We start from the raw sequence: 20,008 nt of genomic DNA, 5'->3' as shown, positions 1-20,008 counted from the left end.
ACGTGGGGACCCTGGGGGTACCCCACGTTCTGACACGAGGTTGCTAGGAGCGGGTGGCGGACTTCTCGGGGATGGGGGCGTCGCCGCTCGCACGCTGCCGGCGGTAGTAGGTGCGGGCCTCCTCCTGGCGCGCGGCCTCGGCCCCGGTGGCCACCTCCGCGCGGACGTGGGCAGGGGTGTAGCCGAAGGCGTCGACCAGGTCCTGGGCGTGCGGGCGCAGGCGGGTCAGCAGCCGGTCGATGTAGGAGGTGACCGTCCGCGCCCGGCCCGCCGAGAGGCGCCCGTTGATGAGGTACCAGGCGAGGTTCCGCTCGACGACCGAGAGGCCGTGCAGGTCACGGAGCCAGGTGAGCACCTGACGGGTGCCGGGGTCGGTGATCTTGTCCAGACCCGCGGTGAAGGCCTCCCACAGCAGCAGGTCGGCGTGGGCGCGGGCGCACTCGATCAGCGCGTGCTGGTGGGTGTTGAAGATCTCCGCGGCCTTCTCGCGCGGGGCCTTCGTCGCGGGACGCAGCAGCTGGGCGACCTCGGCGACCATCGTCTCGACGCGGTCGGTGAGGAGCTCGCGCTGGGTCTCGGTCTCCCGCAGCTGACCCGCTGACCGGCGGACGTTGCCGCCGTCGGCCAACGTCTGGACCACGCGCAGCAACGGGGTTCTGTGCAGGGCCGCGCTCGCGGCCCGTTCCGCCACGTACCGGGCGACCCCACCGGCGTCGACGTCCTTGAACTCCTTGGCGTAGTCCCCGAGGAGCCGCTTGGCCACGAGCTGGAGCAGGACGGTGTTGTCCCCCTCGAAGGTCACGTACACGTCCATGTCGGCGCGCAGGGAGACCAGCCGGTTCTCGGTGAGGAAGCCTGCCCCGCCGCAGGCCTCCCGGGCCGTCTGCAGCGTGTCCAGCGCGTGCCAGGTCGAGGTCGACTTGAGGGCCGCCGCGATGGTCTCGAGGTCCTGACGGTCCTCGTCGGTGTCGGACGCTCCGGAGAACACGGCGTCGAAGGACTTGAGCAGCTGCTCGTGGGCGAAGGCCGCGGCGTAGGTCTGGGCCAGGCGCGGCAGCAGCCGACGCTGGTGCTCGGCGTAGTCGAGCAGCAGCACCTCGTCGTTGACGGCACCGCCCGCGAACTGCCGACGCTCGTTGGCGTAGGTCACGGCGACGACCAGCGCCAGCTTGCTCGCGTTGACCGCCGCACCGTTGAGGGAGACCCGTCCCTGCACGAGGGTGCCGAGCATGGTGAAGAACCGGCGCCCGGGGCTCGCGATCGGCGAGGTGTAGGTGCCGTCGGGGGCGACCGAGCCGTACCGGTCGAGCAGGTTGGTCCGCGGCACGCGCACCTGGTCGAAGTGCAGCCGGCCGTTGTCGATGCCGTTGAGGCCGCCCTTGAGGCCGTCGTCCTCCCCACCGATCCCGGGCAGGAACTCGCCGGTCTCGGGGTCACGCAGCGGGACGTACAGGGCGTGCACCCCGTGGTTGACCCCGCGGGTGATGACCTGGGCGAAGACCACCGCCGCGGTGCCGTGCAGGGCCGCGTTGCCCAGGTAGTCCTTCCACGCCGCCCGGAACGGGGTGTGGATGACGAACTCCTCGGCCAGGACGTCGTAGGTCGCGGTCGTCCCGATGCTCGCGACGTCCGAGCCGTGGCCCGTCTCGGTCATGGCGAAGGCCCCGGGGACCTCGACCGACATCGCACCGGGGAGGAACTTCTCGTGGTGCTCGGCGGTGCCCAGGTGCAGGATGGCCGAGGCGAACAGGCCCCACTGGACCCCGGCCTTGATCTGCAAGGACGGGTCGGCGGTGATGACCTCCTCGAACCGCGCGAGGCTGCCGCCGTGGTCGTCCGCGCCGCCCAGGGCCTTCGGGAAGGCGCGCAGCACGTCCCCCTCGGTGGCCAGGATGCGCAGCTGCTCCAGGACGGTCTCGCGGTGCTCGGCCATGGTCTGGCCCTCGACGCGATGCAGGCGCGGGTCGGCCAGGAAGGTGCGGGCCTCCCGGCGGATGTCGGCCCAGCGCCCCAGCAGGGCCTGCTCGAGGACGGCGACGTCGATGCGCGGCTCGGCCGAGGACGGCGCCGTGGTGGGGCGCTGCTCGCGGTGGTCGCTCAGGGTGGTCATGACTGCTCCTCGTCGTTGAGGTGGGCGGTGGGAGTCGTACAAGGGGTCTCGGTCGTGCTCGGAGGCTCGGCGTGGCTCGAGGCCTCCTGGCGGGTACGGGTCAGGAAGCCCACGGGCCCGGCCAGCAGCCACGTCGTCACGCGGTCGGTCAGCTCGAGGCGGGTCGGGGCGCCGTCGTCCTCGCGGTGGCTCAGCCACCACTCCCCGGTGCCGCGGATGAAGCCCACGGCTCCCGAGGCCCACAGGTCCGCCTGCACACGCTCGCGGCTGCCCGCGGTGAGCACCGCGGTGAAGGGCCTGGCGATGAGGTTCGCGACCGCGTCGAGGAAGTGCCCCAAGGGCGCCTCGGCGTCCTCCGAGAGGGGGCGGGTGACGAAGTAGTAGACGTGCGGGGAGTGCTCGACCATCGCGAGATACACGTCGATCATGGCGCGCAGCCCCTCGCGCGGGGTCTCCGCGGCCCGCGAGGCCTCGTCGAGGGCCGTGTGCATCTGCGCCACGACCGCGGCGCCGACGGCGACCTGCAGCCCGGGCTTGTCCTGGAAGTACCGGTAGACGATCGACTTCGAGGTGCCGGCCGTCGCGGCGATCTCCTCCATCGAGACGTCCGGACCGTGGCGGTGGACGGCCTTGCGCGCGGCGTGCACCAGCGCGGCACGGCGCTGGGTGCGGTGCTCGTCCCAGCGCGCCGAGCGGCCGTCCGGCGTGCGGAGGTCGACCTCGGGGGTGCCGTCGGCGGCAGGACCAGGACCGGCGGGCACGCCGTCGTCGGATGCGGGCAGGCCGCCGAGCAGGGCCGGCGCGCTCGCGCTGCGTCCGGTCCCGGGCGACCTTGCCGATGTGATCCGACTCACGAGACTGACGGTATCAGGTACTGTGGGTGTCAGGCACTAGCACCCGGCCTCCCAGATCCCCTGGGACCCAGGTCCCCGGGGTCAGGTGACCGACCGAACGCTCAACGACGACGCGAGAGGACATGCCCATGGCGGCAGCCCGCACCCCCGGAAGCCAGACCTCCTCAGGCCCCACCCCCGGCAGCACCGGCGCGGGCGGGGACGGCAGCAGCCCGCGCCGTGCCGTCGTGGTCGGCGGGAACCGGATCCCCTTCGCCCGCTCGGGTGGCCCCTACGTGCGGGCCAGCAACCAGGACATGCTGACGGCGGCCCTCGACGGGCTCGTGGCACGGTTCGGCCTGGCCGGCGAGCGGGTCGGCGAGGTGGCCGCCGGGGCCGTGCTCAAGCACTCCAAGGACTTCAACCTCGCCCGGGAGTCGGTGCTCGGCTCGGCCCTGTCCCCCGAGACCCCTGCCTACGACGTGCAGCAGGCCTGCGCGACCGGCATGGAGACCGTCGTCGGGCTGACCAACAAGATCCGGCTCGGGCAGATCGAGTCCGGCATCGCGGGGGGCGTCGACTCGACCTCGGACGCGCCCATCGTCGTGAGCGACGCGCTGCGCACCATCCTGCTCGACCTGTCCCGCGCCAAGACCCCCCAGCAGAAGCTCAAGGCCGTCTCGCGCATCCGGCCCGGGCACCTCGCCCCCTCGGCCCCGACCACCGGCGAGCCCCGCACCGGCCTGTCCATGGGCGAGCACCAGGCCCTGACCACCGCCGCGATGGGCATCACCCGTGAGGCCCAGGACGAGCTCGCCGCCGCGAGCCACCACCGCCTCGCCGCCGCCTACGACGACGGGTTCTTCGACGACCTGCTCACCCCCTACCGGGGCCTGACCCGCGACGCGAACCTGCGGGCCGACACCTCGGTCGAGAAGCTCGCCAAGCTCAAGCCCGTCTTCGGCAAGCACCTCGAGACCCCCGCCACCATGACCGCGGGCAACTCGACCCCGCTGTCCGACGGCGCCTCGACCGTGCTCCTCGCGAGCGACGCGTGGGCCGCCGAGCGCGGCCTGCCGGTGCTCGCCACCGTGGTCGACGTCGAGGCCGGGGCCGTGGACTTCGCGCACGGCCGGGACGGGCTGCTGATGGCCGGGGCCCACGCCGTCCCGAGGCTGCTGGCCCGCAACGGCCTGAGCCTGCAGGACTTCGACTACTACGAGATCCACGAGGCCTTCGCCGCCACGGTGCTGTGCAACCTCGCGATCTGGGAGTCCGAGGAGTACTGCCGCGAGCGCCTGGGCCTGGACGGCGCCCTCGGCTCGATCGACCGCAGCAAGCTCAACGTCCACGGCTCGTCCCTCGCGGCCGGGCACCCGTTCGCCGCGACCGGCGGGCGCATCGTCGCCACCCTCGCCAAGCAGCTCACCGCGAAGGGCCCGGGCAGCCGTGGCCTGATCTCGGTGTGCGCCGCGGGCGGGCAGGCCGTCGTCGCGATCCTGGAGGCAGCATGACCGACACGTACCTGAACCTCGTCAACACGGGGTTCACCAAGACCCTCGCCCAGCGCCTGGGCCTGCCGCGCCCCGCGGTGCTGCGCCGCCACCGCCCGGGCGACCCCCTGGTGACCGGCCCGGTGCTGGTCGTCCACGACGCCGGCTCCCAGGCCGAGGCCGACGCCCTCGCCGAGCAGCTGCTCGGCTGGGACCTCGACGTGCACCGGCACGGGAACCGGGACGACCGGTTCGGCGCGATCCTCGTCGTGCTCACCGGGGCGCAGGCCCCCGCCGACCTCGGCGCACCGCTGCTGACCACCGGCGGGGTGCTGCGCGGGCTCGCCCCGGGTGGCCGCGTGGTCACCGTCTCGCGGGCCCCCGGGGACGCGGCCCCTGCCGTGGCTGCCGCCCGCCAGGGGATCGACGGCGTGCTGCGGTCCCTGGCCAAGGAGCTGCGGCGCGGGGCGACCGGCAACGGGATCGTGCTGGGCGACGGCGTCGAGATCGACGCCCCCTCGGTGGCCGGGACGCTGCGCTTCCTGCTCTCGGGCCGGTCGGCCTTCGTGGACGGCCAGCTGCTCACGATCGGCTCCGGGGCGGGCGAGCTGCCCGCTGACTGGGAGCGGCCGCTCGAGGGGCAGGTCGCGGTGGTGACCGGGGCTGCCCGCGGCATCGGCGCCGAGATCGCCCGGACGCTGGCGCGGGACGGCGCGACCGTCGTCGCCGTGGACGTCCCGGCGGCCGGGGACGCGCTGGCCGCCGTGGCCAACGAGGTGCACGGCTCGGCCCTGCAGCTCGACGTCACCCGCGAGGACGCCGCCGAGCGGATCACCGAGCACGTGCGGTCCCGTCACGGCCAGCTCGACCTGGTGATCCACAACGCGGGCATCCTGCGGGACAAGCTGCTGGCCAACATGAAGCCCGAGACCTGGGACCCGGTGCTCGCGGTCAACGTCACGGCCCCGCTGCGCATCACCCAGGCCCTGCTCGACGGCGACCAGCTCGGCACGGCCCCGCGGGTGGTGTGCCTGGCCTCGACCAGCGGCATCGCGGGCAACCGCGGGCAGACCAACTACGCGGCCTCCAAGGCGGGCGTGATCGGGATGGTGCGGGCCTCGGCCTCGGCCCTCGAGGGTGCGGGCGGCACCATCAACGCGGTCGCCCCCGGGTTCATCGAGACCGACATGACGGCGCGGATCCCCTTCGCGACCCGGGAGGTGGCCCGGAGGCTCAACTCGCTGCAGCAGGGCGGGCAGCCGCGCGACGTGGCCGAGGCCATCGCCTTCCTCGTCTCGCCCCAGGCGGGTGGGGTCAACGGCCAGGTGCTGCGCGTGTGCGGGCAGAACATGGTCGGCCAGTGAGGACCCCTGAGGTCGAGGTCGTCGAGCTCGACGCGGTCCCCGCCCTCGGGGGGCTCTACGCGCGCGGGGTGGCAGGGTCCGCGCGGGCCGCGGCCGCCCGACGCCGGACGGTACGGCCGGACGACCTGCCGGCCACCGAGCTCCTGGTGCGCGGGGTCCGGGCCGAGGTCGAGCACCTGAGCACCTACCAGCACCTGCTCGGCGAGACCGGCCAGGACGCGCTCCCGGCGGGGTTCGTGCACGTGCTGGCCTTCCCGGTCGCGACCGCCCTGATGGTGCGGCCCGGCTTCCCGCTGCCGCTGCTCGGCATGGTCCACGTGGCCAACCAGGTCGAGCAGCGGCGCGCCGTCCGGCTGGACGAGGAGATGGACCTGCGGGTGCGGGCGCAGGACCTGCACGCGCACCGCTCGGGGGTCACGGTCGACCTGGTCGCCGAGGCGTGGGTCGAGGAGGAGCTGGTGTGGACCGGCACCTCGACCTACCTCGCCAAGGGCCATCACCTGGCCCCCCACTCGGCCTCGACCGACCCCACCCCCCTCCCGTCCCCCGACAACCTCGTGTCAGAACCTCAGGGTGCCCTGGGCACCCGAGGTTCTGACACGAGGTCTGAGGAGGGGGCTGGGCGGGCGCCGACGGGGCAGTGGCGGCTCGGGGGCGAGGTCGGGCGGCGGTACGCGGCGGTCTCCGGGGACCAGAACCCGATCCACACCTCGGCCCTCGCGGCCAAGGCCTTCGGCTTCCCCCGCGCGATCGCCCACGGCATGTACACCGCGGCCCGCGCCCTGGCCGACGTCGGACCGGCCCGCGGCGAGGCCTTCGTGTGGCACGTGCAGTTCGCCAAGCCCGTGGTGCTCCCGAGCACGGTCGCGGTGCGCGTCGCCCGGGCCGACGGCGAGGCGGAGGGCTTCTCCTTCGAGGCGTGGAGCCCCCGGAGCGGACGCACGCACCTGACGGGCGGGGTCAGCCCGTCGAGCTGATCCCTCCCGCGGTCAGAGCAGGTCCTCGCAGCCCTCCTCGTGGGGCAGCAGGGGGCGCGGCCATAGCTCGTACAGCGCGCCGTCCTGCTCGACGAGGGAGGTGGTGGCGGCGTCGGTCAGGGCCTCCCTGAGGGTCACGGCCTGGTCTCCCGTCACCGACGTGCACTCCTCGAGCTCCGCGAGCGCGAGCTCGGTCAAGGGCCAGGGGAACACCCCCGGCTCGAGACCGTCCTCGGCAGGGGCGGGGACCGCCGGCCTGGCCATCACGGCGAAGGCGGTGATCTCGTACGAGGTCTCCTCGCCGGCCTCGCCGACACCCGTGATCTCGCGGGCCGTGGTGAGGAACTCCGACAGCCGCGCGCGCGCGGTCACCTGCTCCTGGGTCAGCCCGAGGTCACCCGAGGCGCCCCCTGCGGCGTCAGGGTCTGCCCCTGGAGCCGTCCCGTCAGGACCCTCCTCGACGCCGAGGGCCTGCACCTCGTGGCGGACGGTCTCGCCGTCCACGTGCAGCTCGACCACGGTGGCCGGGACGTCAGCGATCGGAGGCTGCCCGTAGTCCGGGGCCTCCTCGAGGAGACCGGCCTCGCGGGCCGCGGCGACGACCGCGGCGACGTCCTCGGCCGTGAGCTCGTGCGTCAGCAGGTTCGGCAGGGCCGGGGGCGGGTAGACCAGGAGCTGGGGCCCGTGGCTGATCACCTGGCCGTCCGCGTACACGGTCACCTCCGGCACCGTGCGGAAGTCCGTCCCGGCCAGCACGAACCCTCCGCTCTGCCGGACCTGGAGCAGGGGAAGACCGGTCACTGCCGCCTCCTCGGTCGGTTCGTCCGCCCCACCGGGCTCGGCGGGCGTGGCGCCGTCGCCCGCGGGGGTCATGCACCCGGCGAGCCCGATCATCAGCACGCCGAGGACCGCGTTGCGCCACGCCGCTCGTCCGGTTCCTCGTGTCGTGCGCATGCTCGCCCTCCTCGGTGTCGACGCCGGCGCGGCAGCGTGCCTCGCCCGCTGCCTGGTCTGTGTGGCGACGGCGGCGCGCCTTGCGGCAGACCGGTGCGCGCTCGTCGGTGCCGCTCGTCGGTGCGGCCCGTCGGTGCCGGCGGGCAGAGTAGGGCCGTGCCGCACCGCGAACCCTTCACCGGTCCCCTCGAGCCCGGGGCCGACGTCGACCTCGCCTCTCTCGAGGACCTCGACCTCACCGGGCAGGACGCCACCGGGGCGACCCTGGTCGACTGCGCGCTGGTCCGCTGCCGTCTCGACGGGGTGCGGATGAGCCACGCGCGGCTGGTCGACACCGTCCTCGAGCAGGTGACGGCCGGAGAGCTGCACACCCCGGACGCGGCCTGGCAGGGGGTCGAGCTCCTCGACTGCCGGCTCGGCGCGGTCCAGGCCTACGGCAGCACCTGGACCCGGGTCACCCTGCGCGGCGGCAAGACCGACTACCTCAACCTGCGCGGCGCGAGGATCACCGACCTGCGGATCGACGGCGTCGTCCTGGGGGATCTCGACCTCGGCGACGCGACGGTCAAGCGCCTGACCATCACCGGCAGCCGGATCGGCCGCCTGGCCCTGCACCGCTCGACCCTGACCGAGGTCGACCTGCGCGGCGCGGACCTCTCGGGGATCGAGGGCGTCGACGGGCTCGCGGGGGCGACCATCAGCGAGCAGCAGCTGCTCGAGCTCGCCCCCGCGATGGCCGACCACCTGCGGATCGCCGTCACCTGACCGAAGCTCGTGTCAGACGCTGGGGTCGCCCTGGGTATCCCAGCGTCTGACACGAGACTTCAGCAGGGGTGAGGGGTCACGCCAGGGTGAACTCGCGGGAGCCCTCGCCGAGCTCGGCGGCGACCGAGGAGAGGTCCGTGACGGCGTCCCGCACCTCGCCGACCTGACCCGAGGTGCCCTGGGCGGCGCGGGCCACCAGGGTCACGTGGTCGGCGATCTCGGTGGTCCCCCCGGCGGCCCGCACCAGGTTCCGCTCCATCTCGGTGGTGGTCGCGCTCTGCTCCTCGACGACGGCGGCGATCGACCCCTGCCGCTCGCTGACCTCCTCGATGACCGAGGTGATCCGCTCGATCGCGCTGCGCACGTCCTCGGCGTCGGTCGTCACGGCCGTGAGCACCGGGGTGATCGCCTCGATCGCTGCGGCCGTCTGGCTCGCGAGCTCCTTGACCTCCCCGGCGACGACGGCGAAGCCCTTGCCCGCCTCCCCCGCGCGGGCGGCCTCGATGGTCGCGTTGAGGGCCAGCAGGTTGGTCTGCTCGGCGATGGCCGTGACCGAGCGCAGCACGCTGGCGATCTCCGCCGAGGAGGTGCTGAGCCGTCCGGCCGAGGCCCCGGCGTCCTGGGTCAGGCTCACGGCCTGCCCGGCCTGGGTGGTGGCCTGCTGCACGTCGGCGCTGACCGAGTCGATCGAGGTGCGCATCTCGGTCATCGCGGCCGTCACGGCCTGGACCTCCTCCGAGACGGTGACCGCGGCGACCGAGGCCTCCGAGGCCCGCGCGTCGGTCTCCCCGGCGATGCCCTCGAGGGTGCCGCTCGACCCGTCGAGGGAGGAGGCCGTCGAGCGCAGCTGCTCGGCCCCGCTCTGCATCCGCAGCAGGGCTGCCCGCATCGCCTCGACGGCCTCGCGCAGGGCGTGGCCCATGGCGCCGATCTCGTCGTGGCCCTCCGGGGTCACCTCGACCGAGAGGTCACGGTCGGCGACGCGACGCAGGGTCGCCGTCAGGCGTCCGAGCCGCGCGACGATGCGCCCGGAGGACCACAGCACCAGGCCGGCGATGACCGCAGCGACGAGCACCCCGGCCACGAGAAGGTTGCGCTGGAGGGCCGAGGAGCCCTCCTCGAGGCCGGCGGCGACGGCACCGAGCTCGGCGTCGACCCCCCACGCGGCCATGGTCCAGCCCCAGGCGGGGAAGCGGGCGAGCTCGACCGAGGCCGGGCCCGTGCTCGCGAGATCGACGTCGGTGCGCACGGTCTGGCCCTCCTCGAGCTCGACGGCGGCGTCCAGGAGCCCCTGGGCGTAGGGCTCGCCCTGCGCGTCGACCGCGTCGAGGGCGGACTCCTCAGCACCGGCCCCGGGGGGCGGGACGACCCAGCCACCCGCGGCGTCCTGCACGGTGAGGAAGCCCTGCTCGCCGACCGTGACCTGGCTGAGGGTCTCGCGCAGCGGTGCGTCGACCTCGGCCTGCGGGATGCCCACGAAGAGCGCTCCGACGACCTCTTCGCCCTGGGTGATGGGCGCGTAGCCCGTCACGTACGTCTGACCCACCACCTGCGCGGTCCCGAAGAACGCCTCGCCGCGGAGCAGGGAGCCGACGACGGCGTTGGGGGTGCCGTCCGCGCCGGTGGCCGCGATGTAGGTGCCGATGGCCCGGTCGCCGTCCTGGGTGACGACCGTGGTGGCGACCCGCAGCATGTCGCCGTCGTCGTTCATGCGCTGGAAGACGGTGACCGCATGACCGAGGAGGTCCGCGATCTCGTCGACCACGGGGGTCGTGGTGTCCAGGCTCTGGTTCTGGCCCAGCCAGTCCCCGCCGACGAGCATGCGCGGGAGGGTCACGGTCGAGACCTCCTGGGTGGTCTGGTCCCGTGCCTGCCACGAGGTGGTGCCCTCGAAGGTGACCTGGCCGGCCCCGGCCATGACCTGCTGCGCGACGCCGAGGTCGGACTCGAGCCGCTCGGTCACCGTCGCGACCTGGGTCGCGACGAGGGCCTCGGCCTGCCCGACGGTGCTCGCGAGGGAGGCGTCGGTCAGGGTCTGGACGTCGGCGGTCGCGGTCGCGGTGAGCTCACGGCTCTGCCAGCCGCTGACCACCGTGAGCAGCAGGGCGGTGAGGACCACCGCGCCGACGCCGGTCAGGGCCAGCTGGGCTCGCAACCCGGGACGCCGCAGGCTCGACCCGCGCCGCGGGGCCGAGTCCGAGGTGGGGTGCGGGCGTGGGCCGTTCGCGGCGGTCATGATGTGCTCCTCGAGTAGGAGCCGGGTGCCGCGTGCCCCCGCCGCTGCACCCGGCACTGGGGTCTGTCTGCCCCACGTCATCGACCGTCGCGGAAAGATCATGATCCTTCCGGCGGGTGAAAGGTGCCTGGACGGGACCTTGGTCCCTGGTCGGCCGATCCCCGGCCGTCCGGGGTGGCGATCGCCGGGTGCTCTCAGCCCGGAGCGGGCGCCGACCCGAGACGCTCGAGGAGCCCTTCGCGCACCCCGGGCCACTCCTCGGCCAGGACCGAGAAGTAGGCGGTGTCGCCGCGCGTGCCGTCGGCGGCGATCCGGTGCCCACGCAGCACCCCCTCGGCCGTGGCCCCCAGGCGGCGCATCGCCGCGATGCTGCGGGAGTTCCTGGCGTCGGCCCGCAGCGCCACGCGGTGCATGCCCCAGACGTCGAAGGCGTGGGTGAGCAGGGCGAGCTTGGCCGCGGGGTTGGTCGACCCGCCCCACCACGCCCGGCCGTAGAAGGTGTGGCCGATCTCGCAGCGCGCGACCCGCTCGTCGACCTCGTAGAAGGAGGTCGAGCCGCGCGTCGTGCCGTCCGGCCCGAGCACGGCGAAGGCGTAGCGCTGCGGGGTGGTGCGCGCGGCGTGCACCCAGGTGGTCATCTCCTGGACGGTGCGCGGGGTGGGGCTCGTCATGCCGGCCCAGAGCTCGTCGTCGACGAGGTCGAGCAGGGCCGGTGCGTGGTCCTCGGCGAGGGGCGCGAGCCGCAGGTCGGCGGCGTGGAGGGTCAGGTCGTGGTGCACGTCAGGGAACGGTGAGGAGCGCGCGCTCGAAGCACAGGGAGTCGGCCTCGTGGACGTAGGGGCCGTATCTGGGAATCGGGGTGTAGCCCGCCGACCGGTACAGGCCGATCGCCTCGGGCTGGAGCACGCCGGTCTCGAGGATCAGCCGACGCATCCCGCGCGCGGTGGCCGCCGCCTCGAGCGCGGTGAGCACGAGCCGCGAGAGCCCGCGACCGCGGTAGGGGGCCCGGACGTACATCCGCTTGATCTCCCCCGAGCCGGTGCCGTACGTCGAGGCGTCGCGCAGCGAGCCGGTCGCGACGGGCTGGCCGTCGACGTGGACGAGGAGGGTCACGAGCATCTCCTCCGCGGGAAGGTTCGGCTCGGCGCCTCCGTCGTCGTCGTACCTGCCACGGAGCTCGGCCTGCTGCTCGGTGCACAGCTCCTGCACGGCGGGGTGGTCCCACGCGACGGGCGTGGCGGCGGGCGCGGTCTCCTGGGTGCTCATGCGCGCGGGCTCCGGGTGCTCAGCCGAGCAGGGTGGTCAGGACCGAGCTGAAGAAGCGCAGGCCGTCCGTCCCGGTGCGGGGGCCGGCCTCGCCGTCGGGCCCGAACCCGACCTCGACGGCGTGCTCCGGGTGGGGCATGAGGCCGACGACGTTCCCGGCGGCGTTGGTGATCCCGGCGATGTCGCGGCGCGAGCCGTTGGGGTTCCAGCCCTCGTAGCGGAAGACGACGCGGCCCTCGCCCTCGAGCTCGTCGAGGGTGTGCTCGTCGGCGACGTACTGGCCGTCCTGGTTCTTGAGCGGGATCGTGATGCGCTCGCCCTGGTTGTAGTCGCGGGTCCAGGCGGTCTCGGCGTTCTCGACGACGAGGACCTGCTCGCGGCACAGGAAGGTGCGGTGGTCGTTCTTGATCATCGACCCGGGCAGCAGGTGGGCCTCGGTGAGCACCTGGAAGCCGTTGCAGATGCCCAGCACGGGGAGGCCGCCCTGGGCCGCCTCGACGAGCTCGCCCATGACGGGGGCGAAGCGCGAGATGGCCCCGGCACGCAGGTAGTCCCCGTAGGAGAAGCCGCCGGGCAGCACCACGGCGTCGACCTCGTGCAGGTCGGCGTCGGCGTGCCACAGGGGGACGGCGGTGCCGCCGGCGAGGCGCACCGCGCGGGCCGCGTCACGGTCGTCGAGGGTGCCCGGGAAGGTGATGACACCGACGCGGGCGCCCTGCAGGGTCGTGCTGCCGGTGGCCTCGGGGGCGACGGCGGTCACGCGTGGGGCCCTGCGGTCGAGGCACCGCCCGGGACGGCGCCGGCCTGCGTGGCGTCGTGCTCCTCGGCAGCGGCGACGCGGACGACGTCCTCGATCACGGGGTTGGACAGCAGCGTGGCCGCGGCCTGGCGCACGGTCTCGAGCACCGCCTCGGTGACCTCGCCGTCGACCTCGAGCTCGAAGCGCTTGCCCTGCCGCACCCCGGTGAAGCCCTCGAAGCCCAGGCGGGGCAGGGCCGCGGCGACGGCCTTGCCCTGGGGGTCGAGGATCTCGGGCTTCGGCATCACATCGACGACGACACGTCCCACGTCAGGCTCCTGGTGCTGGTCTGGCGGCAGCGGCGGTGGCTGGGTGCACGACGTCGTGCGCGGCCGCCGCCAGCCTACCCGCGCCCCCCACCAGCCCCCGCCCCGTGTCACCCCCTGACCCCACCCCCGGCCCCACCCTCGTGTCAGAACGTGGGGTACCCCTGGGTATCCCAGCTTCTGACACGAGATCGGCGCAGGCTCGTGTCAGAACGTCAGGTACCTCCAGGTATCCCAGGTTCTGACACGAGGTGGGGGTGGTCAGGTGCGGCGGCGGCGCGCGGTGCGCGTGGCCTGGCTCGAGCCTGCGCCCCCGCCGAAGACGGCGGACAAGCCCAGCAGGAAGCCGGCGTCGTACCAACCGCCGTTGTTGTGGACCTCGTAGATGCCGACCCCGTCGGAGAAGAGGGAGACGACGAAGGTCACCGGGGCGATGACGCCGTGCCACAGGCCGCGCCAGAACCCGGCCGGGCTCGTGGTCCCGGGGATCGCCGTCCCGACCAGCTCGTTGGCCCCCGGCGCGCAGGCGGCGAGCACGAGGACGGCAGCAGCGAGCGCCGCCATCCGTCCGATCCGCGCACCCATGGCACCTCCCCCGCCCCACTCAACCCCGCCGGCCCTGCTCGGACAACCCCAGATCTCGTGTCAGAGCCCCAGGTACCCCGAGGTATCCGAGCGTCTGACACGAGGAGGAGGGGGCTAGGGCCGGGGGAGGACGACGGTCATGCCGGCACCGACGGCAGGGGCGCCCATGGCAGCGAGGGCCGCGGGGGCGTCGTCGAGGGGGATCTCGCGGGTGACCAGGCGGTCGGGGCGCAGCACACCGGCCGCGACCTGCTCGAGCATCGCGGGGTACTCGTGGGCGGCCATCCCGTGGCTGCCGTAGATCTCGAGCTCCCACCCGACCACGCGGTCCATCGGCAGGGCGGTGCGCGCGTGGTCCGCGACGAGGAGCCCCACCTGGACGTGCCGCCCGCGGCGGCGCAGCCCCAGCATCGACGCGACCGCCGTCGTGGGGCTGCCGAGGGCGTCGAGGGAGACGTGGGCCCCGCCGTCGGTCAGCTCGGCGATCCGGGCCGCCACCGCCTCGGGACCGTCGAGGGTCGAGGCGTCGAGGAGCACCTCGGCCCCGGCTGCCCGCGCGGCCTCGAGGGCGGCCTCGGAGACGTCGACCGCGAGCACCCGCGCCCCACCGGCCGCGGCGATCATCACGGCCGAGAGCCCGACGCCGCCGCACCCGTGCACCGCCACCCAGTCCCCCGCGCGCACCCGCCCGTGCACGGTCAGCGCACGGTAGGCGGTCGCGAACCGGCACCCGAGGGAGGCTGCCGTCGCGGCGGTCAGGGCGTCCGGCAGGGCGACGAGGTTCACGTCGGCGTGGTGCAGGGCGACCTGCTCGGCGAAGGAACCCCAGTGGGTGAACCCGGGCTGGGTCTGCCGCTCGCACACCTGCTGCTCCCCCGCCAGGCACGCGTCGCACTCCCCGCAGGCGGACACGAAGGGCACGGTCACCCGGTCCCCGACGCGCCAGAGCCGCACCTCGGGCCCGACCTCGAGGACCGTCCCGGCGAGCTCGTGCCCGGGGACGTGCGGCACGGTGATGTCGGCGTCGTGGCCCTGCCAGCCGTGCCAGTCGCTGCGGCACACCCCGGTGGCCTCGACCCGCAGGACGACGCCGTGGGGCGGGCACGCGGGGGCGGGCACCTCGCGCACCTCGAGGGGTCCACCGAAGGCGTCGAGGACGACGGCGCGCATGGTCGCGTCGCGCTGGCCACTCGCCGCGGCACCCGGGCCGGTCGCCTGCTCCACGCCGCTCACGGCCGCAGCAGCACCTTGATCGAGCGCCGCTCGTCCATGGCGGCGTACCCCTCGGGGGCCTGGTCGAGCCCGAGCTCGACGTCGAAGACCGGCCCGGGGTCGATGGTCCCGTCGAGCACGTCGGCGAGCAGCTCGGGCAGGTAGGCGCGGACGGGGGCGACCCCGCCGCGCACGGCCACGTTGTGCCGGAACATCTGGCCGAGCGGCAGGCCGTCGGTCAGGCCCGCGGGCACCCCGACGTAGCCGACGGTCCCGCCCGGGCGGGCGATGCCGATCGCGGTCTCCCAGGAGGACTGCATGCCCACGCACTCGAGCACGTGCGCGAAGCCCAGCCCGTCGGTCATCTCCATCGCCTGGGCGACGGCCCCCTCGCCTCGCTCCGAGATGACGTCGGTGGCCCCGAAGGTCCGCCCGACGGCGATCCGGTCCGGGTGGCGCCCCAGCAGCATGATCCGCTCGGCCCCGAGCCGGCGGGCGGCGAGCACCCCGCACAGCCCGACGGCGCCGTCCCCGACCACGGCCACGTGCGACCCGGCCTCGACCCCGGCGGCCCGCGCCGCGTGGTGCCCGGTGCCCATGACGTCGGAGAGGGTCAGCAGCGCGGCCAGCCGCTCGTCGTCCGCGGCGACCGGCGCCACGACGAGGGTGCCGTCGGCCTGCGGGACGCGCACGGCCTCGCCCTGACCGCCGTCGACCCGGTCCTCGCCCCAGCCGCCGCCGTGCAGGCAGGAGGTCTGCAGCCCCGCCCGGCAGTGCGCGCAGGTGCCGTCGCTCCACATGAACGGCGCGATGACGACGTCGCCCGGGCGCACCGTGGTGACCTCGGCGCCGACCTCGGCCACCACGCCGAGGAACTCGTGCCCGATGCGTCGCGCCTCGCGCTGCCCCTCGCGGCGGTAGGGCCACAGGTCGCTCCCGCAGATGCAGGAGACGAGCACCTGGACGATCGCGTCGGTCGGCTCGAGCAGGGTCGGGTCGGGCACCTCCTCGACGCGGACGTCGCGGCCACCATGGATCAGCACAGCTCTCATGCCCGCCATCCTCGCACCGGCCCGGGCTTGCGAGGGCCCGGCTTTCCGAGGGCCCGGGCGGTCAGAGGGCCCGGTGGGTCCAGCGCCCCGCCAGCAGGGTCCCGGCCACCGGCATCGCCCGCAGGTCCGTCGCGGGGTCGGTGGGGTCGGCGTCGAGCACCACGAGGTCCGCGGCCTCCCCGACCGCGACCCGACCTCGCACCGAGGCGGCGACCGCCGTCGCGAGGTCGAGGCGCTGCTCGGGGTGCCACACGTCGCGCCCGTCGCGCGAGCGACGCACCGCGGCGTCGATCGCGGCCCAGGGGTCGAGGACGGCGACCGGGGCGTCCGAGCCGAGGGCCAGGGTCACGCCCGCCTGTGCGAGGGTCGCGAAGGCGAAGGCGTGCCCGGTGCGCCCGGCCCAGTGCCGGTCCGCCACGTCGCGGTCGTCCATGGCGTGCTCGGGCTGGATGCTCGCGACCAGCCCCAGGGCGGCCATGCGCGGGGCGTCCTCGGGGCGCAGCAGCTGGGCGTGCTCGACGCTGCCCCGCGCGCCGGTGCTCTCGAAGGCGTCCAGGACGAGGGTGTTCGCGAGGTCGCCGATGGCGTGGATCGCGCAGCGCAGCCCGCCCGCGTGGGCCCGGCCCATCAGCGGGACGAGCACCTCGGGGGGCACCGAGAGCACCCCGCGGGCCAGCGGGCCGGTGAGCCCCGGGTAGGGGTCGTGGCAGAAGGCGGTCCGGGTGTTGAGGGAGCCGTCGGTCACCACCTTGAACGGGCCGACCGTGACGAGCCCGTCGGGGGTGAGCGGGGTGCCGCTGGGGCGACCTGCGACGCCGTCGAGGTGCTCGGGCCACACCCCCGCCTCGACGCGCAGCGCGAGGGGCCCGGCCTCGGCCCGGCGCGGCCAGGTGACGAGGTTGTCGGCGATCTCGAGGTCCACCACGCCGACGACGCCGCGGGCCGCCGCCGCACGGGTCGCCTCGCCCACCCACGCGTCGAGCACCTCGACCGGGACGGCGTCGAGCAGGGCCGTGAGCGGCATCCACTCGGCCTCGCGCATCAGCCCCGTCGGGTGGTCGGCCACCCCGAGCTGCGCCAGGGCCGGGGAGCTCAGCCACCCGCAGTGCAGATCCCCCGAGACCGCGGTGACGGCGGTGGGAGGCAGTCCGGCAGCCGCGATCGCCTCGTCGAGCAGCGCGGCGGTCGGGGCGTCGGGCCACAGCCCGTCGCGGAAGCCGAAGGCCACGAGCATCGCCCCGTCGGGCACGGGCTGCTCGGCGAGGCGCCGGCACACCATCCCCGCGGCCTCGGCGGCGCTGCGGGCCTGGGAGACGTCGAGCCGCTGGCGGGCCAGGGCCCACTGGTCCATGTGGGTGTGGGCGTCCCAGAGCCCGGGCATCAGCCACCGCCCGGCGAGGTCGACGACCTCCTCCCCCGCCACCGCCGCGAGCGTGGGCCCGACCTCGGCGATCCGCCCGTCGACCAGGCGCACGTCCACCGGGGTGCCGGTCACGCTCGCCGGTGCGCCTGCGGGCTCGTGGCCGATCGGCACCAGCCGAGCACCGCGCAGGAGCATCGACGCGCCCGCCGCGCTCACCGCAGCTCCTCGGCGTCCTGCCGTGCCATCTCGGCCCGCATCTCCCGGGCCAGCGCCGGGTTCGAGTACGGGTGGTCCGCCTGCCCCGCCGGCTGCTCGAGGTGGGCGACGACGCGCTCGGCGACCTCGCGGGGCTTGTCCTGGCTGAGCTTCGCCTTGCCCTGCCAGCGGGTCACCCGCAGCCGGAAGCCGGCGGCCCCGGGGGCGATCCGGTGGGCGTACTCGGCGACGTCGGGCAGGCCGATCGGGTGGGGCATGGGGGCCTCGTAGCGGTCGGTGGTGTCCGAGAGCACGCGGTAGGTGTCCTCGGCGTCGAGCAGCTCGGGGGTGCCGTGCAGATGCACGGCCAGGTAGTTCCAGGTGGGGACCGCGGGGCTGGTGCCGTACCAGCCGGGCGAGACGTAGCCGTAGGGGCCCTCGACGACCAGCAGCACCTCGCCGGACCCGAGGCCGTGCAGGGCGTCGTCGGGCCGGCCCACGTGGCTGACCACGGTGAGCTCGGGGCCGTCCTCGAGCAGCACGGGCACGTGGGAGGCGACCAGGCCCTCGGCGGTGTGGCTGACCAGCGTGGCCCAGCCGTGCTCGGTGATGAGCTCCCGCACGCGCGCCTCGTCGGTCAGGGCGTAGTCGGGGGTGTCGATCATCGGCGGCCCTTCGGGTTGGGCGTCTCGCGGTCAGGGCCGACTGTGCCACGATCACGCCGCCCCAGGCTCACGGGCGCCCCGCGACGGCGGCGAAGGCTGCGGTCGCGACCAGGCCGCCCTCGTCCCGCGGCGTGAGCACGAGGGTGCCGCCGTGCGCGTCGAGGATCGACGTCACGATGGCCAGGCCGAGGCCTGCGCCGCCGTGATCGCTCGTGCGCGCCCGCCCCGCACCACGGTGGAACGGGGCTGTCAGCCGCACCACCTCCTCCGGCGTCAGGACGCCGCCGGTGTTCTCGACCGTGAGGCGGGCCTCGCCGCCCGAGCTGTGGGCGCCCACCTGGACCCACCCGCCGGTGGCCACATTGTGCACGACGGCGTTCTGGACCAGGTTGACGGCGAGCCGCTGGAGCAGGGCCTCGTCCCCGCGGACGACGGCGGGCCGCGCGTCGACCCGCAGCTCGACCCCCCGTGACTCGGCGAGGTGCGCGAGGGTCTCGACCGCGTCCTCCAGGACGAGGGCCAGGTCGACCTCGACCCGCTCGGGCGGGACGGCGTCCGTCCGCGCGATGAGCAGCAGGGACTCGGTGACGGCGACGGCCCGATCGTTCGCGGCGCGGAGCCGCGCGAGGACCTGCTGCGTGTCCACCTCCGGGTCGGCCGCGGCGACGTCGAGGACCGCCCTCGTGGTGGCCAGCGGGGTGCGGAGCTCGTGCGAGGCGTCGGCCGCGAAGCGTCGGTGCTCGTCGACGCTCCGCTCGATCCGTGCCAGCATCGCGTCGAAGGCCTCGGCGACCTCACGGAACTCGTCCTGCGGTCCGCGCGGTCCGATCCGGTGCGCCAGCGACCCCGCCGCGGCTCGCCGTGCCGCGTCGCCGAGGGCGGCGAGCGGCCGCAGCACCCGGCCGGCGAGCCACCACCCCCCGAGCATCCCGAGGGCGAAGGACAGCAGGATGCTGACGGCCGCCGCCGGCACGAAGGCGCGCAGGAGGTCGGACCGGTCGGGCACGAAGGTCGCCGACTGACCAGGTCCCAGGAGGACGATGTTGCCCTCGGGCACGTAGCGCAGGAGGAAGAGCAGGACGACCGCCAGCAGCAGCGCACTCACGACGGCGACGAGCGCCGCGTAGCTGAGGGTGAGCCGCAACCGCGCGGACAGGCCCCGCCTACCCACCCTCCACCTCCGCGGACCGGGCGGGCTCCCCGGTCTCGATGCGGTACCCCGCCCCCGGGACGGTGCCGATGAGCCAGGGTTCGCCCAGGCGCTTGCGCAGCTGCGAGATCGTGATCCGCACCGCGTTGGTGAAGGGGTCGGCGTTCTCGTCCCACGCCTGCGCGAGCAGCTGCTCGGCGCTGACCACACCACCACCGGCCGCCATGAGCACCTCGAGCACGGCGAACTGCTTGCGCGTGACCGCGACGTACCTGCCGCCCCGGAAGACCTCGCGCCGGAACGGGTCGAGCCGGAGGTCGGCGAGCTCGAGGGTCGGCGGGGTGTGCGGGGCGGCCCGGCGGCCGAGGGCGCGGACCCGCAGCACGAGCTCACGCATCGCGAAGGGCTTGGTCAGGTAGTCGTCGGCACCCAGCTCGAAGCCGCTGGCCTTGTCGTCCAGACGGTCGGCAGCCGTCAGCATGAGGATCGGCGTGCGCGACCCGGAGTCGACGATCCAGCGCGCGACGTCGTCACCCGAGGGGCCAGGGACGTCGCGGTCGAGCACCGCCACGGCGTAGGAGTTGATGCTCAGCAGCTCGAGGGCGCTGTCGCCGTCGTGCGCGACGTCCGCAGCGATCGCCTCGAGCCGGAGCCCGTCGCGGACGGCCGCGGCAAGGTCCGGCTCGTCCTCGACGATCAGCACGCGCACAGGGCGACCTTATG

General features: G+C 74.6%; 19 protein-coding genes. 4 read left to right on the top strand and 15 right to left on the bottom strand.

Features of this window, described 5'->3' with window-relative positions; genetic code table 11:
• Window positions 1–43 precede the first annotated feature (43 nt).
• The gene (locus tag J4G33_RS15180) at window positions 44–2,110 is read right to left on the bottom strand and encodes an acyl-CoA dehydrogenase family protein (RefSeq protein ID WP_208056830.1); all 2,067 of its coding nucleotides are present in this window, start codon (window positions 2,108–2,110) and stop codon (window positions 44–46) included.
• Window positions 2,107–2,964: a TetR/AcrR family transcriptional regulator gene (locus J4G33_RS15175; protein ID WP_307793946.1), complete on the bottom strand. Its 858-nt coding sequence runs from the start codon at window positions 2,962–2,964 to the stop codon at window positions 2,107–2,109. The genes J4G33_RS15180 and J4G33_RS15175 overlap by 4 nt, the downstream gene beginning before the upstream one ends.
• Before the next feature lie 128 nt (window positions 2,965–3,092).
• Between J4G33_RS15175 and J4G33_RS15170 the strand changes: the two genes are divergently transcribed.
• The 3 genes from J4G33_RS15170 to J4G33_RS15160 are packed head-to-tail and all read left to right on the top strand — an operon-like array spanning window position 3,093 to window position 6,777.
• Window positions 3,093–4,457 (top strand): acetyl-CoA C-acetyltransferase, encoded by a 1,365-nt coding sequence (locus J4G33_RS15170; protein WP_208056829.1) that lies wholly within the window; start codon window positions 3,093–3,095, stop codon window positions 4,455–4,457.
• Window positions 4,454–5,800 carry a 3-oxoacyl-ACP reductase gene (locus tag J4G33_RS15165; protein ID WP_208056828.1) on the top strand — a complete coding sequence of 449 codons (1,347 nt, stop codon included), beginning with the start codon at window positions 4,454–4,456 and terminating at the stop codon, window positions 5,798–5,800. The genes J4G33_RS15170 and J4G33_RS15165 overlap by 4 nt, the downstream gene beginning before the upstream one ends.
• A complete protein-coding gene (locus J4G33_RS15160) occupies window positions 5,797–6,777 on the top strand; it encodes a MaoC/PaaZ C-terminal domain-containing protein (protein ID WP_208056827.1) in 981 nt (326 codons plus the stop codon). The genes J4G33_RS15165 and J4G33_RS15160 overlap by 4 nt, the downstream gene beginning before the upstream one ends.
• Before the next feature lie 12 nt (window positions 6,778–6,789).
• Here J4G33_RS15160 and J4G33_RS15155 read toward each other — a convergent pair whose 3' ends face one another.
• Entirely contained in the window at window positions 6,790–7,731 is a 942-nt protein-coding gene (locus tag J4G33_RS15155) for a hypothetical protein (RefSeq protein ID WP_208056826.1), read from the bottom strand.
• Window positions 7,732–7,887: 156 nt separating this feature from the next.
• Between J4G33_RS15155 and J4G33_RS15150 the strand changes: the two genes are divergently transcribed.
• The gene (locus J4G33_RS15150; protein WP_208056825.1) at window positions 7,888–8,496 is read left to right on the top strand and encodes a pentapeptide repeat-containing protein; all 609 of its coding nucleotides are present in this window, start codon (window positions 7,888–7,890) and stop codon (window positions 8,494–8,496) included.
• A 76-nt stretch (window positions 8,497–8,572) separates the two neighbouring features.
• On the opposite strand, the gene J4G33_RS15145 is transcribed toward J4G33_RS15150, so the two are convergent.
• From J4G33_RS15145 to J4G33_RS15090, 12 genes are all read right to left on the bottom strand, one after another.
• A complete protein-coding gene (locus J4G33_RS15145) occupies window positions 8,573–10,732 on the bottom strand; it encodes a methyl-accepting chemotaxis protein (RefSeq protein WP_208056824.1) in 2,160 nt (719 codons plus the stop codon).
• 194 nt (window positions 10,733–10,926) lie between these two features.
• Window positions 10,927–11,511, bottom strand: a complete 585-nt coding sequence (locus J4G33_RS15140) for a GNAT family N-acetyltransferase (RefSeq protein WP_208056823.1) — start codon at window positions 11,509–11,511, stop codon at window positions 10,927–10,929.
• Between the two features lies 1 nt (window position 11,512).
• Window positions 11,513–11,998 (bottom strand): GNAT family N-acetyltransferase, encoded by a 486-nt coding sequence (locus tag J4G33_RS15135; protein WP_208056822.1) that lies wholly within the window; start codon window positions 11,996–11,998, stop codon window positions 11,513–11,515.
• A 19-nt stretch (window positions 11,999–12,017) separates the two neighbouring features.
• Complete coding sequence (gene purQ / locus J4G33_RS15130; RefSeq protein ID WP_208056821.1) at window positions 12,018–12,758, bottom strand: phosphoribosylformylglycinamidine synthase subunit PurQ; 741 nt, start codon at window positions 12,756–12,758, stop codon at window positions 12,018–12,020.
• Entirely contained in the window at window positions 12,755–13,066 is a 312-nt protein-coding gene (purS, locus tag J4G33_RS15125) for a phosphoribosylformylglycinamidine synthase subunit PurS (protein ID WP_208056820.1), read from the bottom strand. Before purS ends, purQ begins: the two co-directional genes overlap by 4 nt.
• A gap of 258 nt (window positions 13,067–13,324) precedes the next feature.
• Window positions 13,325–13,648, bottom strand: a complete 324-nt coding sequence (locus tag J4G33_RS15120) for a hypothetical protein (protein WP_208056819.1) — start codon at window positions 13,646–13,648, stop codon at window positions 13,325–13,327.
• Window positions 13,649–13,762: 114 nt separating this feature from the next.
• A complete protein-coding gene (locus J4G33_RS15115) occupies window positions 13,763–14,818 on the bottom strand; it encodes a zinc-dependent alcohol dehydrogenase family protein (RefSeq protein ID WP_208056901.1) in 1,056 nt (351 codons plus the stop codon).
• Between the two features lie 59 nt (window positions 14,819–14,877).
• On the bottom strand, window positions 14,878–15,912 hold the full coding sequence (locus J4G33_RS15110) for a zinc-dependent alcohol dehydrogenase family protein (protein ID WP_208056818.1): 1,035 nt from the start codon (window positions 15,910–15,912) through the stop codon (window positions 14,878–14,880).
• A gap of 61 nt (window positions 15,913–15,973) precedes the next feature.
• On the bottom strand, window positions 15,974–17,470 hold the full coding sequence (locus J4G33_RS15105; protein ID WP_208056900.1) for an amidohydrolase: 1,497 nt from the start codon (window positions 17,468–17,470) through the stop codon (window positions 15,974–15,976).
• A 17-nt stretch (window positions 17,471–17,487) separates the two neighbouring features.
• Window positions 17,488–18,135, bottom strand: a complete 648-nt coding sequence (locus J4G33_RS15100; protein WP_208056817.1) for an FMN-binding negative transcriptional regulator — start codon at window positions 18,133–18,135, stop codon at window positions 17,488–17,490.
• Between the two features lie 67 nt (window positions 18,136–18,202).
• A complete protein-coding gene (locus J4G33_RS15095) occupies window positions 18,203–19,306 on the bottom strand; it encodes a sensor histidine kinase (protein WP_307793944.1) in 1,104 nt (367 codons plus the stop codon).
• On the bottom strand, window positions 19,299–19,994 hold the full coding sequence (locus J4G33_RS15090) for a response regulator transcription factor (protein ID WP_208056816.1): 696 nt from the start codon (window positions 19,992–19,994) through the stop codon (window positions 19,299–19,301). Before J4G33_RS15090 ends, J4G33_RS15095 begins: the two co-directional genes overlap by 8 nt.
• Window positions 19,995–20,008: the final 14 nt, after the last annotated feature.

The sequence above is a fragment of the Actinotalea soli genome (assembly GCF_017565425.1).
Taxonomy (GTDB): Bacteria; Actinomycetota; Actinomycetes; order Actinomycetales; family Cellulomonadaceae; genus Actinotalea; species Actinotalea soli.
Note: the sequence above shows the minus strand (reverse complement) of the source record. Positions and strands in the feature narration are given on the sequence as shown.

Excerpts from the sequence above, each read along its gene's own strand:
- J4G33_RS15180 (WP_208056830.1), bottom strand. The coding sequence starts at position 2,110 with ATGACCACCCTGAGCGACCACCGCGAGCAGCGCCCCACCACGGCGCCG.
- J4G33_RS15170 (WP_208056829.1), top strand. The coding sequence starts at position 3,093 with ATGGCGGCAGCCCGCACCCCCGGAAGCCAGACCTCCTCAGGCCCCACC.
- J4G33_RS15165 (WP_208056828.1), top strand. The coding sequence starts at position 4,454 with ATGACCGACACGTACCTGAACCTCGTCAACACGGGGTTCACCAAGACC.
- J4G33_RS15155 (WP_208056826.1), bottom strand. The coding sequence starts at position 7,731 with ATGCGCACGACACGAGGAACCGGACGAGCGGCGTGGCGCAACGCGGTC.
- J4G33_RS15145 (WP_208056824.1), bottom strand. The coding sequence starts at position 10,732 with ATGACCGCCGCGAACGGCCCACGCCCGCACCCCACCTCGGACTCGGCC.
- J4G33_RS15135 (WP_208056822.1), bottom strand. The coding sequence starts at position 11,998 with ATGAGCACCCAGGAGACCGCGCCCGCCGCCACGCCCGTCGCGTGGGAC.
- J4G33_RS15120 (WP_208056819.1), bottom strand. The coding sequence starts at position 13,648 with ATGGGTGCGCGGATCGGACGGATGGCGGCGCTCGCTGCTGCCGTCCTC.
- J4G33_RS15115 (WP_208056901.1), bottom strand. The coding sequence starts at position 14,818 with ATGCGCGCCGTCGTCCTCGACGCCTTCGGTGGACCCCTCGAGGTGCGC.
- J4G33_RS15110 (WP_208056818.1), bottom strand. The coding sequence starts at position 15,912 with ATGAGAGCTGTGCTGATCCATGGTGGCCGCGACGTCCGCGTCGAGGAG.
- J4G33_RS15105 (WP_208056900.1), bottom strand. The coding sequence starts at position 17,470 with ATGCTCCTGCGCGGTGCTCGGCTGGTGCCGATCGGCCACGAGCCCGCA.
- J4G33_RS15100 (WP_208056817.1), bottom strand. The coding sequence starts at position 18,135 with ATGATCGACACCCCCGACTACGCCCTGACCGACGAGGCGCGCGTGCGG.